At 39.9% G+C, this 22,766-nt stretch carries 15 protein-coding genes; 8 read left to right on the plus strand and 7 right to left on the minus strand.

Features of this window, described 5'->3' with window-relative positions; all coding sequences use genetic code 11:
* Positions 1 to 117: 117 nt before the first annotated feature.
* The 4 genes from H5180_RS10475 to H5180_RS10490 all read left to right on the plus strand — a co-directional run bounded on the left by H5180_RS10475 (position 118) and on the right by H5180_RS10490 (position 5,931).
* A complete protein-coding gene (locus tag H5180_RS10475) occupies positions 118 to 1,038 on the plus strand; it encodes a GGDEF domain-containing protein (RefSeq protein ID WP_182731521.1) in 921 nt (306 codons plus the stop codon).
* A complete protein-coding gene (locus tag H5180_RS23775; protein ID WP_182731522.1) occupies positions 1,035 to 2,060 on the plus strand; it encodes an AraC family transcriptional regulator in 1,026 nt (341 codons plus the stop codon). The genes H5180_RS10475 and H5180_RS23775 overlap by 4 nt, the downstream gene beginning before the upstream one ends.
* A 68-nt stretch (positions 2,061 to 2,128) precedes the next feature.
* Positions 2,129 to 2,698 (plus strand): sigma-70 family RNA polymerase sigma factor, encoded by a 570-nt coding sequence (locus H5180_RS10485; protein WP_145235307.1) that lies wholly within the window; start codon positions 2,129 to 2,131, stop codon positions 2,696 to 2,698.
* Between the two features lie 8 nt (positions 2,699 to 2,706).
* Positions 2,707 to 5,931 carry a serine/threonine-protein kinase gene (locus H5180_RS10490; protein WP_182758187.1) on the plus strand — a complete coding sequence of 1,075 codons (3,225 nt, stop codon included), beginning with the start codon at positions 2,707 to 2,709 and terminating at the stop codon, positions 5,929 to 5,931.
* Between the two features lie 47 nt (positions 5,932 to 5,978).
* Here H5180_RS10490 and H5180_RS23600 read toward each other — a convergent pair whose 3' ends face one another.
* The 3 genes from H5180_RS23600 to H5180_RS10505 form a co-directional block, all read right to left on the minus strand.
* Positions 5,979 to 7,331: a PQQ-binding-like beta-propeller repeat protein gene (locus H5180_RS23600; RefSeq protein WP_259399564.1), complete on the minus strand. Its 1,353-nt coding sequence runs from the start codon at positions 7,329 to 7,331 to the stop codon at positions 5,979 to 5,981.
* 148 nt (positions 7,332 to 7,479) lie between these two features.
* Positions 7,480 to 7,749, minus strand: a complete 270-nt coding sequence (locus tag H5180_RS10500; RefSeq protein ID WP_145235301.1) for a hypothetical protein — start codon at positions 7,747 to 7,749, stop codon at positions 7,480 to 7,482.
* A 207-nt stretch (positions 7,750 to 7,956) separates the two neighbouring features.
* Entirely contained in the window at positions 7,957 to 10,854 is a 2,898-nt protein-coding gene (locus tag H5180_RS10505) for a PKD domain-containing protein (protein WP_182758188.1), read from the minus strand.
* A gap of 229 nt (positions 10,855 to 11,083) precedes the next feature.
* Between H5180_RS10505 and purU the strand changes: the two genes are divergently transcribed.
* A complete protein-coding gene (gene purU / locus H5180_RS10510; protein ID WP_145235297.1) occupies positions 11,084 to 11,914 on the plus strand; it encodes a formyltetrahydrofolate deformylase in 831 nt (276 codons plus the stop codon).
* A gap of 75 nt (positions 11,915 to 11,989) precedes the next feature.
* Here purU and H5180_RS10515 read toward each other — a convergent pair whose 3' ends face one another.
* Together H5180_RS10515 and acs are read right to left on the minus strand one after the other, a co-directional pair.
* Positions 11,990 to 12,643 carry a response regulator transcription factor gene (locus H5180_RS10515; protein WP_145235295.1) on the minus strand — a complete coding sequence of 218 codons (654 nt, stop codon included), beginning with the start codon at positions 12,641 to 12,643 and terminating at the stop codon, positions 11,990 to 11,992.
* Positions 12,644 to 12,740: 97 nt separating this feature from the next.
* Complete coding sequence (acs, locus tag H5180_RS10520) at positions 12,741 to 14,681, minus strand: acetate--CoA ligase (protein WP_182731527.1); 1,941 nt, start codon at positions 14,679 to 14,681, stop codon at positions 12,741 to 12,743.
* A gap of 307 nt (positions 14,682 to 14,988) precedes the next feature.
* On the opposite strand from acs, the gene H5180_RS10525 reads away from it, so the two are divergent.
* Together H5180_RS10525 and H5180_RS10530 are read left to right on the plus strand one after the other, a co-directional pair.
* Positions 14,989 to 16,152 (plus strand): DcaP family trimeric outer membrane transporter, encoded by a 1,164-nt coding sequence (locus H5180_RS10525; protein WP_145235291.1) that lies wholly within the window; start codon positions 14,989 to 14,991, stop codon positions 16,150 to 16,152.
* A gap of 157 nt (positions 16,153 to 16,309) precedes the next feature.
* Positions 16,310 to 18,430, plus strand: coding sequence for a TonB-dependent siderophore receptor (locus tag H5180_RS10530; protein WP_182758189.1), 2,121 nt, complete (start codon positions 16,310 to 16,312; stop codon positions 18,428 to 18,430).
* 97 nt (positions 18,431 to 18,527) lie between these two features.
* Here H5180_RS10530 and recA read toward each other — a convergent pair whose 3' ends face one another.
* The gene (recA, locus tag H5180_RS10535; RefSeq protein WP_145235287.1) at positions 18,528 to 19,574 is read right to left on the minus strand and encodes a recombinase RecA; all 1,047 of its coding nucleotides are present in this window, start codon (positions 19,572 to 19,574) and stop codon (positions 18,528 to 18,530) included.
* Positions 19,575 to 19,642: 68 nt separating this feature from the next.
* Positions 19,643 to 20,131 (minus strand): CinA family protein, encoded by a 489-nt coding sequence (locus tag H5180_RS10540; protein ID WP_145235284.1) that lies wholly within the window; start codon positions 20,129 to 20,131, stop codon positions 19,643 to 19,645.
* Positions 20,132 to 20,152: 21 nt separating this feature from the next.
* On the opposite strand from H5180_RS10540, the gene mutS reads away from it, so the two are divergent.
* A complete protein-coding gene (mutS, locus tag H5180_RS10545; RefSeq protein WP_182731529.1) occupies positions 20,153 to 22,723 on the plus strand; it encodes a DNA mismatch repair protein MutS in 2,571 nt (856 codons plus the stop codon).
* The last annotated feature ends 43 nt before the right edge of the window (positions 22,724 to 22,766 follow it).

Genomic DNA, 22,766 nt, shown 5'->3' on the forward strand with positions numbered 1-22,766 from the left:
ATCCGTTTGAAAAGTTGCCAACGTAAAAAATATGTCATCACTGTGAGCTAATCTGACCCTAGTGGTGTTTAAGCTGTTTGCTTATTCTGCCTATCAAATATACCTATTGAGCTGACAATGAATTTATCGTTTTTAAAATTACATCGCTCATTACTGCTTATCTTAGTGGTGATGTTAACCAGCGTATTAACCCTGACACTTAGCTACGGTCACTATAAAGGCCATAGCCAGATCGATTGGTTTGATGTAGGTGGCGAAGGCGGTATTACTGCCATGACCCTGCTGTGGATCTTTTTTATTCTATTAAGTAGGCCAAAGGGACGAGTAACTAACTTATTATTCTCAGGCCTTGCGATTATGAATCTATCGATGACCCTCGATTTTATTGATGAATTTGTATATTACAGCAATGAACAAGCATGGCTCAGTACTATTGAATCCATTCCTGCACCATTTGGGATGATTTTAATGACCATGGCTTTGTATCATTGGCACCAAGAGCAAATGACCATTAATCAACAATTACGTAATCGCGAGCGCTTTTATCGAGAGCATCAACTCAGTGATGCTATCAGCGGACTAGCTAGCGCCGATTATATGAAAAGCCAGATCAGCCGCGAGCTAAATTTGCTCCACCATAGCCTGCATGGATTTTCATTACTGATGTTAGATATTGCTCAGTTTGATCGGTTTAATCGTCAATTTGGTGATGCAGAAGGCGATAAGCTGTTACAAGAGTTTGCTCAAGTGATCACCTTGAATGTACGTGAACAAGATTTAGTCTGCCGTTACGCCAGTGATTGCTTTATTGTCATGTTGCCCAATACCGAACTCGCTGTCGCAGAGCAGCTAAGCGTATCGTTAGTCAGTGCTTTAGAAGCGTTTTCGTTTAATAGCAGCGACAAAGCAGTGAGCTACAAACAAAAAGTACACACCAGTTTAGTAGCCGCAACGCACCGTGATTCGACCTCTGGTTTACTCAGTCAATTGCATCAAAAATTACTAACGAACAAAAACTTACATGGACATACTGCGTGAGTGCAAGCCTTAGTAACAGCAGTTATATCGACTCTCCTTATCAAGGTTTACAGTCATGGGCAGCGCAATTAGTTGATTTAGCCAAACACCGAGGGGTACACCCTGATAAGTTACTCAAAGGAACTCGATTATTTTATCAAGATTTTGCAGCTGGAACGGCTTCGATCAGTGTTGAGCAATTTTATCGATTACAAGAAAACTGTCGTCAATTTGATAATCAACACCAACTCAGTTTTTTACTAGGGCGAAAACTACTTAATCACAATCCGTTATATAGCGCATTTTCTCAAGCAGAAAGTTTACGCACACTGCAAAAACTACTCACACGCACTCCTTTGCATGGCTTTAACTTATTTAATGCCGAACATAAATACCATCAAGGCCGACATTACTTCATTATCAACCTCAGCTTCGGGGCAATAAATGCAGCCGTAGAACAATTTTGCTGCGAATTATTTGCCAGTTTTATCGCTGCAACATGTAAATGGCGAATAGGTAATAACAGTGATTTATGTTTTTCGTTTCCCTATGCGCAGCCCTCACACATAGAGCAATATCAAACTAACCTACAAGCCAACTGCAAGTTTTCACAACAATTATTTATGGTCAGTATTAGTGATGAACTTTATAACAAACACTTAATAGATAGCTGTCCGAGCCTGCTGCAGCAATCATTAGCAACCATAAAGCAGCACCCTTTACCCGCTGCGCCTTGGCTGCAATTAGTGCGCAATCATATTAGTGCTCAACCACAACAAAACCTCGAAACAGTTGCCCAGCATTTCGCTATGAGCCCCGCCACTTTTAAGCGAAAACTAAAACAACATCATACTCGTTTTAGCGCCTTGCAAGATTGTATCAATCGCCAAACCGCGGTGTTTAATATCGCCACTTTAGCGCAAAGTAACGAAACCCTAGCAGGCGAACTTAACTTTAGCGACTTAACTAACTTTCGCCGCGCATTTAAACGCTGGACAGGGACGACTCCCTCACAGCTGAGAGAATTGATTAACGAACATTAAGTTAACACTTGTAATTAAAGTCCCGCAAATGTACCTTATTAATTGAAATATCGAAATAAGGAAGATCGATGCAGGCATCATTAGAAGATCTAATCAATGGCTGGCAAAATGGTTGCCCGCAAAGTGCTGATGAACTTAAAGCTCGGCTTTACTACCACCTGAAACAAGTTTGTCATGTACATTTAGAAGGTTACCGTAATGAAATCGATTCAACCTATGTATTGCAGCACTTACCGCATACTGGATCGCTACTACATCAATCACTTATTGAGTTAATTCCGCCACAACAAAGCATTAATCACCAAACACAATTTAATACTTATTTAAGTGTATTTATCCGTAATATTTTACGCGATGAAATTCGCAAGTTTCAAACTCTCAAACGCACTCCTAACGCAGAAAAAATCCAGCAACAAAACGATCAACTAAAACACCAAGAGGATTTTTTAGCATTAGATAGCGCCCTAAATCATCTAGAAAAAAATCATCCGCAAAAAGCTCAAATATTCTCTCAACATTACTTTTTGGGCCTAGATACTAAAGTGCTAGCTAAACAATTCAAGGTCTCACTTGCTACTATTTATCGCGAATTAGATGCTGCTAAAGCGTTTATAAAAGTGCGTATTCAAACAAATTAAGATAATTAATGAATCAATTTAAAGACGCGCTTTCGTGTTTTGAACACTTACTTACACACCATGCCAACAACTTAACCTCAGGATTGCTGCAATTACAACTATCTGATGAACAATTCATCATTGAAGTGAAGCAATTAATAAATGCACATACAAGTAATGATCAAAGCTCATTGTTTAATGACTTATTACATGGCCAATTAAATTTACTTACTAATGATCATCAGCTTTTACAACTGCAAGGCGGCGAAATAAGTCACTTTAGGTTAGAGCAATTAATTGGCTATGGGGGAATGGGTGCAGTTTACTTGGCGACTAGAAATGATGGCCAGTTAAATCAAAAGGTAGCGATTAAGTTATTTTATCCATCCATTGTACAATTACATGGACAAAAACATGTTTTACAAGAAGCGCAATATCTTGCCAAATTATCACATCCCAATATAGCTAGCGTATTAGATGTCGGTAAATGCAGTATTGGCACTTACATCATCATTCAATATATAGCCGGTGATATATTAATTAACTACGCAAAAAACCTTTCGCAAAAAGCAAGGTTAGAGGTATTTCAAAAAGTATGTGATGCCGTTGAGTATGCTCACCAAAATAGGGTGATCCATGCAGATTTAAAGCCTTCAAATATCCTAGTAGATAACAATGGTGAACCTAAACTTGTTGATTTTGGGGTTGCGCGTTCCAGTTCCATGAATCATGAAATACCATTACATAACGCATATATAAAAGCGCTTAGTCACGAGTTTGCAAGCCCAGAGCAACTGGCTGGTGAAAGCTTAACAACCCAAGCTGATATCTATAGCCTTGGGCGTATTTTAGAAAAACTACTTATACAACCTATTAGTACAGAGCTTCAAGAAATCATCAATAAATCACTGGCGCCACTACCACAGCAACGCTTTGCATCAGCAGATACATTAAAACAAAATATCGCCGCTTATCTGGCGCATCGTCCATTACTTTGGTTTAAACACTCAAAAACATATATATTAGGTAAGTTTATAAGACGCTCCCCTCTTACTGCTGCTCTAATAACCTCAACTATCGCTTTTTTGGGTGTCGCCTGTATTAGCTTATTTCTTTATCAAGATGAACAAAAGCAAGCCGCAAAGCAACAGTATGAACTGCTCAACTTTTATCAAAACTTACTAATTAGTAGCACACCGCTAGCGCCGCAAGGTGCAAAACTGTCGGTATCGGCCTTGTTACTTGCTGGTGTTGAACAAGTAATGCAGAGTCAATTAAGCCCAAAAAACCAACAAAGCGTACTCTTAACCGTTGCCCAAAGCTTATACTTGCATGGAAATTTTACAGCAGCTTTAGATATATTGGCGTTGTGCGATAGTTCGATTGACATGCAAATATTAAAAATTAAAAGTTTAATTAAATTAAATCAACAACAAAAAGCACGAATTCTTTGGCAAAAACTATCGCAGCAAAACCCTCAAAACAGCAACATTAAATTGCTTGGTTGGCTTACTAAAGATAGCTATTTAGCTGGTGACATAAAGCAGATCAAAATAGCTTTTCAAAATAGCGATGCATCCGAACTAAAACTGGAATTATTAATACATATTTTTACTCATCGTGATAATCACCCTATACTCAGCCGCCAATTAATTCTCGATAATGAAAATACGACAGCAACGTCTGCCTCGCAAAAAGCATGGCAATCGTTAATGAAAAGCAGCCTACTGATAGAAGATAATCAAATAGACCAAGCAATTAAGTTACTAGACTCAACATTAAAAAATGCTGCGAATAACTACCACCCACTACATTGTGAGCTCGCAAAATTAAACCATTTTGCGGCAAATTTATATGCTCAAGCAGGTGCACAACTTGCGCAAGAACAAGCCCTGAATAAAGCCATGTTTATCTATCAACAGCTACTCCCAAACTTTGAACATGAACTTAGTACTGTACTATATGAGCAATATCAATATTACTTAAAAGAACGTGATTATTTGCAAGCAAATAACTTTTTAAATAAACAGCTACTACATTGTTCGACAAGTGATCAAAAATGCATGAAGGCGCGTTATGAAAGTACCATGCTAGGTTTAAGTTTGCGTAAGTACTCACAAACCTTAAAGAATGCAGAGCTATGGCTTGCCAATGGTACACAACAATCAAGCCAATATTACGATATCACCTTAGCAAAATACACGGCGCAATATGAACAAAATACACTGAATAAAACAGCATTATTTGATATTGACCTAACACAACTAAGCAAGCAACAGCAAGTTCAATGGTTAGAGCTTGTGATAAAAACAAATATGTTTAATACTTTAACTTCACAGCAAATGCAGCAGCTCATTGTTTATGCTAAATCAAACTCTCCCTTGGCATTTGAATTAATAGCGACTATTAATAAGCTAAACAATAATCCACACACACAGTGGTTAGCACAACTCGAAAAGCAAAACCATATATCACACTCCACAAAGAACCAATTTAGCCCTGCCAGAGATATCAACGCGATAAGTGAAACAAAGCGAGTTAGCTCGATCACGGCCCCTAAACATGCAAGCCAACTAAAAATAGGCTCTGAATTTACGATTGAATGGGATAGCAAACGATTAATTGGCAATACGATAAGTGTATTAGTCAATCATACCGTCAACTATAAAGTTAACAGCTTTGATGATTTTAATAATTTGAAGAAAATTGATTGGCACCCCGCGGCAACTAATTTAAAAAACACGGGAACAGCCCAAATTGACCCTTATCATTTTATGGCCAATGGCACAAATCGCTTTAAACTTATGCTCATCAGCGATTTAGGCTATTGGAGCCTATCTGATGGTTTCTTTAGTATTGCTTCAGGTAAAACTGTTGATAACGGTTTAGAGCACTTTTTACTAAAAGACAAATTGGTTACAACTATTATCACACCTAAAGCCCTTGATATTTACCCTGTAGGTCAGCAAAAAACGATAACCTGGAACGCCAATAAACTCTACGGACAAACCGTTGCTATGTATGTTCTGCATGATGACTCTCGCGGAATTGGCGATAAGCAACAAGTGGATTTAAATATCGTGAATAATAGGCGCTGGTACCAGTTCGCTGAAGAACTGCCAAATACAGGAGAGTTTAACTTAGACCCTGCACTATTTAATGGCCGAGGTAACAATTATAAAATTTTAATCGTCTCTGATCTGGGTTACTGGAGTGTTTCTGATAAACGGTTCTCAGTGGTAAACCCGTTGTAATTTTAGTTAAAGCAATCGCACACTAGTGCGACTGCTTTACTTTAACTTTACTTAACCACGCCACTATTTTGATTATCCCGGTGAATTTTAGACCAAGTATTAGGCATTAAACCTGTGCTGTCGGTTTGAATAGCCACAAGCTTACCTGTTGCACTTGCGGCCGATACATTACTTTCAGATAAAGTACCTATGTATAAAACCCCCTGACTATCGATAGCTGGAGAAGACCAAGTTACATTTGCTTTTAAATCATATTGCCATGCAAGCGTGCCATCTGGTTTATATGTATAAAGTAAATTACTTTCTGAAGAAAAGTACACATTACCATTATCGCCAATGGTAGGAGACACATAAACATCACCGGTAATTGCCACTTGCCATTTTATACTTTTATCATTGATATCGAGTGCGTAAAACTCACTATCATCATTATTTTTTGTACCAAAATAAATCGTACTACGCGACTCATCTATCGCTACCGATGAGCGAATGTATGGCGCCTCGAACACCTGCGGGTTTGGTAACTCAAACTGCCAACGAAGATCCAAATTATCATCAAAGCTGTATAAAACTCCGGCTTCAGACCCAAAGTAAATATTATTGTTAGAATCAATAGCTGGAGTAGAGTAAACCAAGTCACCTTCAAAGGTGTCTATATCTTTGAATTCGCCAACTAACTCATAACTATTTAAATCAAGCTTAAGTACGCGCCCTTCATCATAAAATACCAATTCTCCATTGTGATTTACCGCTCCATTTACAAATCGGTCTTGTCGCTCTGCACAGTTACATAAACGCTCAAACAAGCTCTCACCCGTTTGCGCATTAAAAGCGCGGATATCTAAACCGGTATATATAACTTGGCCTTCAAAAGCCGCAACCTTGGTTAAACCAGAACCTGTTTGAAAGCCATAATCAGATACGCGTTGACGCCACATTTGCTCGCCGCTACTATTTAGAGCTACTAAATCGCGATATGCTTTATCAAACTCACCTACTCGCTTATCAACAGTGAAATAAATATTTTCATTATGTACAACAGGGCTTGAACGCACTTCTTCACCATTAGGCAAAGTGTAACGCCACTTTTCACTGCCATTGCGGTTATAAGCTACCATCAAATCACTGCCTGCGGGGTCATTGCGTACATTCTTAGCTGTGCCTATATAAATTGTTTGCTCATCAGCACTAAGTGCCGGTGACGAGTAATAAGCAAAGCTTGTTGTTGGTAATAATTTTTCCCACACTAAGCGCGACGCTTCTACTTTATCTGGCTGTTTATCTGCATCAGATTTTGTAGTTTGTGAGTCATCGCTACCACCTCCACAAGCAGATAGAAGAAGACTGAACGTGAATAAAATTGATGTTTTAACTTTAGGTGATTCAAACTGTAACTTCATGTAATTCCTTAGATAGTTATTATTTATAGCTAAATAAATTTTACGAAGAAATCACAACAATGACAGACACGAATAGCAGTTAAATTTTTCTCATAAATTTAAAATATTTTTATCTGTCTTAATGGCGTTACTAAATCGTTGAGACGAATTACTTATTCTTAGCGTCTGGTATTGCCTCTACAGGCACGCAACTATTAGGGTCTAGCTCAAAGCCCTCGTGCAATGCATTTTGCATTTTAGCTAAAAACGCTTTACTTAAAGGCTCACGTGCCGTGATTGAATGATATTCAACCTCTCCTTTATGTGTACATTTATAAGGATATACATACTGATTTTCATCAATCTCTGCAGATGGGTCACTCATCGCGCACCCTGGTAAAACACCAACCATCAAACAACAAAAAATTAAACGAGCCACAATCACCTCCATACAACACCATAACAGCGGGTTTACCCCCGTTCTTTTAAGGGTTTACCCCGCGTCGGCCTTATAACCTAACATTTACACATTTTACGTGATATAAAATCTCTGCGACGGTAATTTTGCAGGCCACTAAAACGAATAAAAGCGCGATAAAAATTATCGCGCTTTATTTTTGTTAAAACTAAAAGATTGTAAGTGGAGTTAACGCTGTGCGCTTTCTCTTAATGCATTTGTGTTGTTAACAAAATCTTTTGCTTTTTGCTGATCAAATAAGAAATAGTTAAAATCTTTACTGCTATTTCCTACATCATTAGTAATAATAATATTAAACTCATCAGTCACTAACGATAAGTACATTGTATTTTGATCATCAGGGAAGCTAATCATGCCTGTGTCATCAACACTGTAATCAAGCTCTGTATTAATGGTTGTGAAACTTTCATCACTATAAATTGTGATTTTATCTTCATCAAACTTCAAATAACTAACCACCCACTGATCATCTCGATCTCGGTCGACCATATATATATCGCGCCCGATTAAATGTTCGACGTTACTTACTGGTTTATTGTCGGCAACAATACTCATGTATTCTTTGGCATCGTTTTCGCTAGTAAAATGCGGCCAAATATGCTCTTTAAAAGTAGCAATTACCACATTACTCGAGCCAATTAATAAACTATAATTAGCCCCATACATTAATGATGAACCATCGCGTAATATTAATTGATTATCAGAAAATATCTGGTAAGTCCCTGTTGATAGGTTGTTATCTTGATAATATTGAAATGAGTTATTGTCATCAAATTGAAAATAACCAAGCTCGCCTTCCACTTTATAATCATGATCTGTAAAATACAAACGCTTACCCAAGTAGTTATTAGGGCTAATTAGGCCAGTCAAAGAAACAGGGGGCTGATAGCCTATCTGTTGTAAAATTTCATCAGGTAGTGGCGACGAAATAGGCCGCTCAGTTGCTCGATTAAACTTGCGATTATCGAACGTTTTCTCTCTTGGTTCCTCACCTTGGCTATAGGTAAATTGATGCATGTTATTTACATAAATAGTATCTTCGATCTGTTCAATTAGCTTCCATTGCCGAGTATTCCACAACCAGCAATTAGGATCTTGCTCAACGTAGTAACAATCATCTCGTCCATTTAGGTTTCGCGTTATTGTAAGAATGTCATCATCAAGATGCCAGTTACCAGCATAAATTCGACTTTCAGCAACTGATAATTGCCCATCCTCATTGCTGTCGTACACACTCATCGAAATAGCTTTGCCATCAGGCCAAAGCTCAAACCAAAACTCATCTAAACTCTTACCATCAAAGTTGTAGCTATATATTCCAGGGATTGTTGCAATATTGAATGTCTCTGATTCGTCGATAATGCTGCCAGTACCTACACTCGCATTTTTAATTCCGTCAAATTCACTAAATGCAGCAAACGTTGCAATATCACCATCACTTGTTAATTGCCTAAATAGTATTGTTTCATTATCGTAATCACTCAGTGTGATATGTAATGACTGTTTGTTATTATCTTCTATCATTCGCCAAGTAATAGGCGTATTTCCAAGCTCTGAAACAGCACCTGTTCCATCGTCATTTAACATTAACGTAATCGCACCAAGAGATACTTGATCAACGAAAATATGCGGTGCAGGCAATGCAATAGGGTTTTGAGTTTGCGCGAAGGTAAAATCAACTTGCTCATTTTGAGTGAATACTTTAAGGATAGACTCGTTAGTGAGTTGATAATTTTCTAACTCACCATCTGGGTACTCTACATTTTTATACTCAGTTTCTTTGACTAAAAAACCATTTTCAGTTGCCGCAATTAACTTTAGCTCTGCTTTATAAGTAGTAACCTCTTGGCGAACCCGCTTTGTTTCACCATCAATTTCAATATCAGCAGTAGTCTGATAAGCATAAAAACCTTCAGGATTATTTAAAGTATACACATCGTTTTGATATATCCAGTCGAAGCGACCATCATAATTTTGAAGAAGGTAACGACCAGTGCCGTCGTTATCTAATTCAATAACTTGATTAATAGATAAATTGCCACGATTATAGTAAAAAATTTTAATGTTATTACTCTTTGTAGACTGAACAACCTTCTCATCAGCTAGCATTTCTTCTTGGGCCTGGCTAAACTCGGGCGTTTGCTCCACTTTTTTAATATACTGAGTCATTTTTTCATTATCTAAAGCCAGCTCTAAAACATTATTTACTCCCTCGGGTAAAGCAAATAATTCATTGCTCGTTGATTTGTCCAAAATAACTTTTATAGCCGTAGCAACCTTAACGAGCTCATCAGCACTAATCTCATTCGACAAGCGTTTCAAGTCTTGCTCGCTTTTAATGTCTACGAATAAATTTTCTCGCGCCAAAAGCGCCGACTTTGCTGTGGTTAGATTAGTAATATTTACCGAAAAGTCTTCGTCATTAGTAAGTACAGCGTCATCGCCCGCTTTCGTTTTCAAGCTTGCAAAGCTCATTAGTCGTGACTGCAACAAAGCGGCTTGTTGTTGCTCTTTACCCTGTGCTTCAATTGTCACCAATTGACTCATATCAGCATCATCGTCAAGTGCTAACTCTAAGCTATAATAACCATCGCTATTTGTCGTTGTCGTGAACTCTTGCGATCCTATTTTGGCTTTTATAGCCGCGTCAATTAAGGGGGAATCTGTTGCTATGCCTTCCAGTGATAATTTAACCAGCTGCTGTTGAATATCAACTACAACATTTTTTTCACTCGTTAAACCTTCACTGTCTGTAACAGTTAAATTTAAAGATATTTTTTTATCTTCGCTAACACTTGGCGCAATAAAGCTAACAGTCCCTGTATTGGTGTTCTCTAATGCAACTGACAACCCTGCATTTTGGCTCCAAAGATAAGTAACGGGGCCTTCATCTTGCACTGTGGCACTGATTGAAATAGCTTGTTTTTCAACTACTGCTGTATCGCTTACGCTAATAACTGGTGCGGTATTTATAGTCTCATCAGGGTGATCAACAAAATCAGATTCACAGCCAGACAATAAAGCCAGCGAAATAGATGCCGCAAGCATTGATTTAATTAGATTCATAAAATTATCCCTTTCGTTGTTATATTTTGTCTACCTGACGATAATAAGATAATGAACAATAAATAACCCATAACGAAATCTGTATAATAATTTCTCACAAAATTAAAATATTTTTTTATTTTCCACTTATAGCAATTTAGGTAATACTGAATTTCTCAATAAAGCCCTTGCTATTGTGACAAATTAACAAATAATGGAGCCACTGTTCACGGGATTAGAATGAGGAAAAATGAACACGATACTAACCACGCAATGTGCCGATGATGTCGGCTTAATAGCGAAAATCACCGGACTTTGTCATCAGCATAATTTAAATATTACCCGCAATAATGAATTTGTAGATAAAGATGCTCAGCGCTTTTTTATGCGCACTGAACTAACGGGCCAACCAGATCCAGATTTTTTAAATCAATTACAAGCTTTGTTACCCGATGGCGCGCAATTAGCACTGCACACTGACGAGAAAACTAAAGTGGTGTTACTAGCGACTAAAGAAGCCCACTGCTTAGGGGGCGTATTGCTAAAGCAATTTGAGCAAGCACTGAATATTGAAGTATTGGCTGTGATTGCTAATTATCCTGACTTAGCGCCATTGGCGAAGGGCTTTGATGTGCCGTTTCATGTGGTCAGCCATGAAGGTCTATCACGCGCTGAACACGACCTGCAAGTGGGTGACTTAATTGCCAGCTACAATCCCGATATCATTGGCCTTGCCAAATATATGCGGATTTTAAGCCCTGAATTTGTAGGCCGCTTTGATGGTAAAATTATCAATATTCATCATTCATTTTTACCTGCTTTTATCGGTGCAAAACCATATCATCAGGCATTTGAACGAGGAGTTAAGATCATTGGTGCAACAGCGCATTTTGTTAATAATGAGCTCGATGAAGGGCCGATTATTATGCAAGACGTCACCCATGTAAACCACGCAAACACTGCCGAAATGATGGCTAAAATGGGCAAAGATGTAGAGAAAACAGTGTTTTGTAAGGCACTGCAATTAGCATCAGAACATAAGCTATTTATTAATGGTAATAGAACCGTCGTATTTAGCTAGGCTCTAGAAATAGAGTAGAATGAAGAGGCGCAACGCCTCTTTATTTTTATTATTATTGACACTTTTATACTGTACTTAATGTGTTTGCTCGATAGGTTCGAGTTGTAATTTTGCAGCTATCAACACCGCTTGCGTGCGGTTATACACTCCAAGCTTACGGAATATCGCGGTGATGTGCGCTTTGATCGTTGCTTCTGAAATATGTAGTTCATAAGCGATCTGTTTATTCAACAAACCTTCGTGCAAGTACTGCAGCACTTTATATTGCTGTGGGGTAAGGGAGGCTACTTGAGCGGCGATTTCTTTATCTTCATTGGTAACGCTCGCTACTTTGTCTTTAAGCTCAGGTGGTAGCCATACATCGCCATCGAGTATTTGATTAATTGCTCCGGCAATATCATCTGATGATGATGACTTAGGAATGAATCCCATCGCCCCGTAGCTCATAACTTTTGAAACAATATTGATATCTTCACTGCCAGAGACAACAGCAATTGGCAAGCTTGGATAATCTTCACGAATGCGAATTAGGCCATATAAATCGCCACTGCCGGGCATATGTAGGTCTAGTAGTAAGATATCTAAATCTTCTTGTTCACTAAGCACTTGCAATGTAGTTTCAAAATTTTCAGATTCAAAAACCTCTAAACCATCAAACTTTGCCGTTAATGCCCCTTTTAGTGCTTCGCGAAATAACGGGTGGTCATCCGCTATTAAAAACTGACTCATGGTTCACTCCTAATGAATTCGGCTGCCATCTATCAAATAGCTGACAGCCGATATACTACGTTTAGAATCAACTTCTAATCAAGTTTTTAACGCATATTTAACGATTTAATCGGTTCTCGATTAATTCATCAACCACACCAGGGTCTGCAAGTGTTGAGGTATCACCTAATTGCTCGTGCTCATTTGCAGCGATCTTACGTAAAATACGACGCATGATCTTACCTGAGCGGGTTTTAGGTAAACCTGGTGACCATTGGATCATATCTGGCGATGCAATTGGGCTAAGCTCTTTACGAACCCAATTACGTACCTCTTTGGTTAATTCGTCACTGACCGTTACACCCTCGTTTGGCGTTAGGTAAACATAAATACCTTGGCCTTTAATATCGTGCGGGTAACCTACTACAGCAGCTTCAGCAACCGCAGGGTGAGCAACCAGTGCACTCTCAATCTCGGCAGTACCTAAGCGATGTCCTGATACGTTTAATACATCATCAACACGGCCGGTGATCCAGTAGTAACCATCTTCATCACGGCGACAACCGTCTCCAGTAAAGTACACACCCGGATAAGCAGAGAAGTAAGTTTGTTCAAAACGTTCATGATCGCCATAAACTGTTCGAGCTTGTGATGGCCAGCTATCAAGAATAACTAAGTTACCATCAACTGCGCCTTCCAGAGCATTACCTTCAGCATCAAATAATGCTGGCGCAATACCAAAGAATGGACGGGTTGCAGAACCTGGTTTCATATCAATTGCACCTGGTAAAGGTGTGATCATGATGCCACCAGTTTCAGTTTGCCACCAAGTATCAACAATTGGGCAGTTACCTTTACCCATGTTTTCGTAATACCAAGTCCATGCTTCTGGGTTGATTGGCTCACCCACCGAGCCCAAAATACGTAGGCTATCGCGGTTTGAGGTCGCTGTTGGTTCATCGCCTTTGGCCATCAGTGCACGAATTGCCGTTGGCGCTGTGTATAAAATTGTAACATTATGCTTATCGACTACTTCACCCATACGTCCTGCGGTTGGGTAAGTGGGTACACCTTCAAATAAGACTTGCGTACAACCATTAACTAATGGGCCGTAAGCAATGTAACTGTGACCTGTGATCCAGCCCACATCGGCGCTACACCAAAAAATATCATCTTCTTTTAGATCAAACACATATTCGTGAGTCATCGATGCATATACTAAATAACCACCAGTCGTATGAACCACCCCTTTAGGCTGACCTGTTGAACCTGAAGTGTAAAGAATAAAGAGTGGATCTTCTGCATTCATCGGCTCTGGTGCACAGTCTGGGGCTTGATCAGCAACTAAATCATGCCACCATACATCATGTTCATGCCATTGTACCTCGCCACCCGTTAACTGATGTACAACAACGTGTTCGATGGTAGTGACCGACTGTTGTGCAACGGCTTCATCAACATTTGCTTTAAGCGGCACTGTATTGCCTGCACGACGCCCTTCATCAGAAGTAATAACAATTTTAGCACCAGAATCTTTAATACGATCAGCAATTGCTGATGGTGAGAAACCACCAAAGACTACCGAGTGAATTGCACCTAAACGCGCACATGCTTGCATTGCATAAACAGCTTGCGGTGACATAGGCATGTAAATAGCAATACGATCGCCTTTTTTAACACCGAGTTTTTTCAAACCATTGGCAAATTTTGCCACTTCGTCATGCAGCTGTTGATAAGAAATATGTTCACTTTGCGATGGATCGTCGCCTTCCCAGATCAATGCCGTTTTATCTGCTTTAGTTGCCAGATGGCGGTCAATACAGTTATACGAAGCATTAAGTTCGCCATCTTCATACCATTTAATACTGATATGGCCTTTATCAAAAGAGGTATTTTTTACTTTAGTAAAAGGTGTTGACCAATCGAGACGTTTACCGTGCTCTGCCCAAAAACCTTCTGGATCATCAATAGATTGCTTGTAAAGTGTATTATATTTATCGTTATCAACTAAGGCTGCATTCTTGATATGTGCAGGAACTGGATAGATACTTTGTGACATAGTCGTCTCCATTTTAATTACTTGCCTAAGGCCTATCTTAAGGATCACCCAGCATAGCGGGCGAAAGTATTAGACCTTAGTTGTATTATCTTTGATTTATTTCACTGAACGCTCTAATTGTTTTAAAATTTCATCATTTTACGCTATTAATACAAAATGTTAATGATATGTTTAAACTAGGGTAGCAAGCTTGCCACCTTAGTCTAATAGACCAATAGGTAATTGAGTAAAAAGCATACTTAATCAAAAGTGGTATCACAACACAAGTATCATGATGCAACAAGCAGCCCCGAATAGGACTTTGACTATGACAACAAAATCAACAGTATTAAAAACACTTACTGCCACTGCCGTATTGTGCGCGCTCTCAGCTACAGCACAAGCCGCAACCATTGGTGGCACTGATGTTACTTATGGTGGTTATATAAAACTCGATGCAATGTGGAGTGATTATTCAGCTGGCGCGCCTGCAGGAACAAATGTAGGGCGTGACTTTTATGTACCAAGTACATTAACAGTCGGTGCCGACAACAACTCTGATGCTGTATTTGATATGCACGCACGTCAGTCTCGTTTTAATTTTGGCACATCAACACTCCTAGACAACGGCAAAACTATAAGTAGTAAAATCGAAATAGACTTTTTAGCATCTGCTGCTGGCGGTAATGAGCGCGTATCTAACTCATACGCGCCACGTATTCGCCACGCATTTATTTCTTACGACGGCTGGTTGTTTGGTCAAACATGGTCAAACTTCCAAAATGTTGGTGCACTGCCTGAAACTCTTGATTTTGTAGGTCCAGCTGAAGGCACGGTATTTGTTCGCCAAGCACAAGTTAAATACACAACTGGCGCATGGTCTTTCTCGCTAGAAAACCCTGAAAGTACAATTACAACTTCAAATGGTATGGCTGTAACCGATGATGCATCATTACCGGATTTCACAGCACGTTACACACATACTGCTGATTGGGGTAACTTAGTGGTTGCAGCGCTTGCTCGTCAACTTACTTATAAAGTGGGCGGCCTTGACGCTGATGAAACATCAATTGGCATTAGTGCATCAGGTATGTTTAAAGTTGGCCAAGACAACGTTAAATTTATGCTTACCCAAGGTAAAGGCTTAGGTCGTTACGTTGGCTTAAATGTTGCGCATGGTGCAGTGCTTAATGGTGATGAGCTAGATGCAATTGACTCTACATCAGGGTTTATTGCTTACCAGCACAATTGGAATAACCAATGGCGCTCAACATTCCTTTACTCGTTCTTCTCAGCAGACAATAACACTGATTTGCTTACGATTACCGGTGACCCAACTGAATCTAGCCAAAGCTATAGCGCTAATATTTTATACTCACCAGTTAAACGTTTAACGTTTGGTGCTGAGTTAAAGCATGCAGAACGCGAAACAGAAAGTGGCGTTGATGGTGATTTAGATCGCCTACAGTTCTCAGTTAAATACGCGTTCTAAGCTAAAACTAAAATTATATTACTTCCTTAAGCGGCTTTGGCCGCTTTTTTATTACTCCAAAATCAAACTCTTTATCGAATAAAACACAACAATGCAATTGCAAATCGTTGGCATTTAGATTAAATTGCGTACTTCTTTTTAATTTATGGGATGTCACATGTCTGCCCCGCAGTTTTTACGTTTATCTAAATTAGCAGCTTTTACTTCGCTAGCTATAAGTGGTGTTGTTCACGCAACCGAAGAAAATAACAATCATGAATCCCTTGAAAAAATAGCTGTGTATGGACAACACCATAAAAATTACATTACGGAAGATGCGCAGTCAGCAACCAAATTGGGCTTAACAATTAAAGAAACACCGCAGTCGATCTCTGTTATATCGCGCGCCTTAATGGACGACTTCTCTCTCGATGATATTAATGCCGTACTAGAAAGCACGCCAGGCGTAACTGTTGAACAAATAGAAACAGATCGCACATATTTTAAAGCCCGTGGTTTTGAAATTACTAACTTCCAAGTAAATGGCATGGGTACCCCGCAAGATAACGGCTCGATTCAAGGTACACTTGATACCTCTATTTTTGAAAGCGTAGAAGTTGTTCGCGGCGCAAATGGTTTGATGACTGGTGCAGGTAACCCGTCAGCTACCGTTAACATGGTACTTAAAAAGCCAACTTATCAAACAAAAGTAAGCGCTTCTGCATCGTTTGGTTCATGGAGTAACAAACGCTTGGAACTCGACGCCTCAACGGCGTTAACTGAAAATCAGGCCGTACGTGTTGCGTTTACAAAACAAAAAACAGATTCATACCTAGATCGCTACGAACAAGACAAAACCATTTATTACCTTGCCTATGAAGGCCAGCTTACCAACAGTACGACTTTATCGGTAAACTATGTCAATCAACAAAAAGATGCCGACAGCCCGCTTTGGGGAGCATTACCGCTTTATTATAGCGATGGTAGTGCAACAAATTTTGATGTATCGACAAGTACAGCGTCAGATTGGTCATATTGGAATAACTCTACTGAGCAACTTTTCGTCTCAGTTGAACAAAACATTACTAATACTTGGTTTTTAAAAGCAAATTACGCGCATTTAGTAAATGAGCAAGATTCTGAGCTATTTTACGTTTTTGGTACTCCCGATCGTGAAACCGGCCTTGGCTTAACGGGTTATGCAAGTGAGTATGACCATAAAGACAAGCACGACATTTTTGATTTATACGTTGCGGGTAAGTTCGATTTATTCGGCATGGCGCATGATTTATCATTTGGTGTAAACCAGGCTGATATGGATAATTATGATAAGTCACTTTATGACAACACGACAGGCAATGGTTATCCTCCAATGCCAGAGCTTGGTGGCTGGGATGGCGCAGCGCCAGTGGCCACGCTTACGGATGGTTTGACCGGTGGTGATGTTACTAACAGACAACGTTCTGCTTATATTTCTACGCGTATTCGTGCTACCGACTCACTCAGCTTTTTAGCCGGTGTTAGCCAAGTTAACTGGCAATCTAAAGGTATGTCGTATGGTGTTGCCAAAGATAAAAAAGCGGATAAAACCATTCCTTATTTTGGCACTGTGTACGATATTAACGACGATCTAGCAGCGTATGCCAGCTACACAGAAACATTTGTGCCGCAAACTGAGCGTGAGTTCAATGGTGATTACCTCGATCCAATCACAGGTAAAAGCAGTGAAATAGGCGTAAAAGCACAGTTATTAGACAGTAACCTGTTTGTTACCCTTGCTTATTTTGATGCTAAGCAAGTTGGCCTTGCGGTTGCAATTCCAGGCTCAAAACCTGATGACACCCGTTACTATGGTGCTGATGGTATTAACAGTGATGGTTTTGAAGTGGAGCTTAGCGGTAAAATTACTGAAACCCTCAGTACTAGTTTTAGTTATAGCACCATCAATATTGATGGTGATGAGCTTGTTAAGAATTACACCCCTAAAAACCAGTATAAACTTGCCATCACTCATAAAGTGACTGAGATTGAAGGGCTAACATTTGGCTTAAATTACCGCTGGCAAGATGACACTAAACGCATTCAGCCAATTACAGCACTGGGTGTTACTCCAGTTACCAAACAAGATGCATTCGGTATCTTAAACCTTATGACTACTTACGATATTACGGATAATGTCGGTTTATCGTTCAATATTAATAATGTAACCAATGAAAAATACATCCACAGCCTGTATTGGGAGCAAGGCTACTATGGTGCACCACGTAACTTCACTGTCTCAGTGAATTGGCAGTTATAACTCGCTAACAAAAATACAAATACAAAAAAGCCGCTAAATATTATTTAGCGGCTTTTTTAATGTTAAGTGCGGGTCAAATCGCGCTTATTAAATACTTTTAAAGCTCAGCATCATCTGCTAACACTGTATCTTCAACATCGTCAGGCTTAATTGTTGCTTTTAATAGCAACATATCACGTAACTTACCTTCAATCTCGTTAGAAATCTCAGGGTTCTCTTTCAAGAACTTAATTGAGTTTGATTTACCTTGACCAACTTTACTACCATTGTAGCTATACCAAGCACCTGCTTTTTCAACCAGCTTATGCTTAACACCTAAGTCAATTAACTCGCCATGCTTAGAGATGCCTTCACCATACATGATGATAAATTCAGCTTGCTTAAACGGAGGAGCAACTTTGTTTTTCACCACTTTAACGCGGGTTTCGTTACCCACCACTTCGTCGCCCTCTTTAACAGAACCGATACGACGAATATCTAAACGTACTGACGCGTAAAATTTAAGTGCGTTACCACCAGTAGTGGTTTCAGGGTTACCAAACATAACACCAATTTTCATACGGATTTGGTTAATGAAAATACATAAAGTGTTTGAACGTTTGATATTACCAGTTAGCTTACGTAATGCTTGTGACATTAAACGTGCTTGTAGGCCCATGTGTGAATCACCCATGTCGCCTTCAATTTCAGCTTTCGGTGTTAATGCCGCAACCGAATCGACAACAACCACATCAACAGCGCTTGAGCGTACTAACATGTCACAAATTTCAAGTGCTTGTTCACCTGTATCAGGTTGTGAAACTAATAACTCATCAATATTTACACCCAATTTTTGGGCATAAATTGGATCAAGTGCATGCTCAGCATCAACGAAAGCACAGGTTTTACCTTCTTTTTGTGCTTCAGCAATAACTTGTAATGTTAGCGTTGTTTTACCTGATGATTCAGGGCCATAAATCTCAACAATACGCCCCATAGGTAAACCACCTATGCCTAATGCGATATCAATGCCCAGAGAGCCTGTTGATATAGCATCAATATCTAACGCTTTATTGTCACCCAATTTCATTATTGAGCCTTTACCAAATTGACGTTCAATTTGAGATAAAGCAGCGTCCAACGCTTTTTGTTTGTTATCGTTCATTTTACTCTCCAAATCCGGCTAATGCAGACAAGTATACTGTATGAAATCACAGTATCAAGCTAATTTTATTAATTTATCTTTTCTATAATGGTTTTTAATGAGTAAACAATAGCTTGCAACCTAACTTGCGCTCTATCGCCTGCGAATATCTGTTGGCTCGGATACTGTTTCTCGCCAATTTGAATACAAAACCATACTAAACCTACTGGTTTTTCTGTACTGCCACCACCTGGACCTGCAATCCCCGATACTGCAACCGAAATATCTGCCCCTGCGGCCTTACACGCACCCGCGGCCATTTGCAAAACAGTTTGCTCACTCACTGCGCCGTATAAAGTTAAGGTTTGCTCTGTAACCCCTAGTAAATCCTGCTTAGCTTGATTACTGTATGTTACAAATGCACGGTCAATATAAGCCGAGCTGCCAGGGGTATCTGTTAACGCATAACTCACTCCACCACCAGTACATGATTCAGCACTAGTGATCCATAAGCGTTTATCCGTTAAAATAGCGCCTAACTGCGCAGCAAGTGTTTTAATCTCTTGATGTAATTCCATATTCAGCCTTTGGGTAAATACATGTCGTTCGATCTTTATGCACCGCACAATATAAGTCAACAAACTCCGATGATGCAGCAGTATCTAAAAATAAAATCTGAGCATCGTGATATTTTACTGTTTTATCGCATGGGCGATTTTTACGAGCTATTTTTTGATGATGCAAAACGTGCAGCACAACTGCTTGATATTTCACAAACTCACCGTGGTAAAGCCGGCGGCGATCCTATTCCTATGGCAGGCGTCCCTTATCATGCGGTAGAGAACTATTTAGCTCGTTTGGTACAAATGGGTGAATCCGTCGCTATTTGTGAGCAAATAGGCGATCCTGCAACCAGCAAAGGGCCTGTTGAGCGCAAAGTTGTACGCATTGTTACCCCTGGCACCATTTCTGATGAAGCACTATTACAAGAGCGCCAAGATAATTTACTGACCAGTGTTTGGCAAAGTAAAAAAGGCGTGTATGGCATTGCTTACTTAGATATTAACTCAGGCCGTTTTAATATTGTTGAAGTAAATACTGAAGAAGCATTTAGTTCAACTTTACAACGCTTAGCACCAGCAGAGTTACTCTATAGCGAAGACTTTGCCAACTTTCATTTGATTGAGCATATCAAAGGTATTCGCCGTCGTCCTGAATGGGAGTTTGACTTAGACACTGCACAACATTTGTTATGCGAGCAGTTTGGCACCAAAGATTTAGTCGGTTTTGGGGTTGATAAAGCAACTGCTGCATTAGTTGCCGCCGGTTGCCTTATGCAATATGTGAAAGACACGCAACGTATTGCTCTACCCCATATTCGCGCCATCACATTAGAACATAACGAACATGCAGTAATCTTAGATGCTGCCACTCGTAAAAATTTAGAGTTGACCGTTAACCTCTCTGGTGGCTTTGAAAACACCTTAGCACAAGTACTTGATAAAACAGCAACAGCGATGGGCTCACGGCTATTAAAGCGTCGTATTCATACACCAATACGTTCTAAACCTGAGCTTAACGCTCGCCTTAATGCGATTAGTGCCATTATCGATGTACAGCTGTGTGGTGAGCTACATGAGTCGTTAAAACAAATAGGTGATATTGAGCGGGTTATTGCTCGTTTAGCATTGTGGACCGCTCGTCCGCGCGATTTAACCCGTCTGCGTAGCGCACTACAAGCCCTAGCTCCACTGCACGAGCTATTAACCGATGCCAGCGATCCTCGCATTAGTCAGATCATCGCGCAATCTCCTGAATTACCTGATTTACAGCAATTACTTGAGCAAGCAGTGATTGAAAACCCACCGGTACTTATTCGTGATGGTGGCGTAATTGCACCGGGTTACAACAGTGAACTCGATGAATGGCGTTCACTCAGCCAAGGCGCTACCGACATTCTTGAACAACTCGAACAGCGCGAGCGTGAACGCACCGGTATTAGCACCCTTAAAATCGGTTATAACCGTGTGCATGGCTTTTTTATTGAAGTAAGTCGTGCCAACGCACATTTAGTGCCCGCTGATTATATTCGTCGCCAAACGCTTAAAAATAACGAACGTTATATAATTCCAGAGCTTAAAGAGCATGAAGATAAAGTGTTAGGTAGCCAATCAAAAGCTCTGGCGCTTGAAAAGCAACTTTACGAACAACTGTTTGAATTTATTGCCCCGCACATTGAACAGCTACAAATAATGGCGGCAGCACTGGCAGATTTAGATGTGCTAAATAACCTTGCCGAGCGTGCAATTGCATTGAACTATGCAAAACCGCTACTGTGCGATAACGATGACATTAGTATTAAGCAAGGTCGCCACCCAGTTGTTGAACAAGTAATGAAAGACCCTTTCATTGCCAATCCTGTAGAGCTTAATGCTCAGCGTAAAATGCTGATCATTACGGGACCAAATATGGGAGGTAAATCAACCTATATGCGCCAAACTGCACTGATTGTGTTAATGGCACACATTGGTAGCTTTGTGCCAGCAGACAGCGCTAAGATTGGTAATATCGACCGTATATTTACACGTATTGGCGCCAGTGATGACTTAGCATCAGGTCGCTCAACCTTCATGGTAGAAATGACCGAAACAGCCACCATTTTAAACAATGCTACCGCGCAGTCACTGGTGTTAATGGATGAAATTGGCAGAGGGACGAGTACCTACGATGGTCTATCATTAGCTTATGCAACAGCGGATCATTTAGCATCAAAAATATCCGCTAAAACTTTATTCGCAACCCATTATTTTGAACTTACCGAACTAGCCGAGCAACAAGCGGGACTGGTGAATGTTCACTTAGATGCGATAGAGCACAACGACACAATCGCCTTTATGCATACCGTACTTGATGGTGCCGCAAGTAAAAGTTTTGGCTTGCAAGTAGCGGCCTTAGCTGGGGTGCCAAAAGCAGTTATAAAGCAGGCAAAACAAAAGCTTAAAATGCTGGAGAATCATCAGCCAGTCACTGCTGATATCAATGCAGTACAGCCATCATTGTTTGCAGCTGAACCATCACAGGTAGAAGCACAACTCGCTGAGGTTGACCTAGATAACTTAAGCCCACGCCAAGCTCAAGATTTACTATATAAGCTAAAATCGCTGCTGTAGCATGCTTTAAGCACAAAAAAAGCTGAAGAGTTAGCTCTTCAGC

Origin of the sequence: Pseudoalteromonas sp. SR41-4 (assembly GCF_014163985.1) — a bacterium.
Lineage (GTDB): Bacteria > Pseudomonadota > Gammaproteobacteria > Enterobacterales > Alteromonadaceae > Pseudoalteromonas > Pseudoalteromonas rhizosphaerae.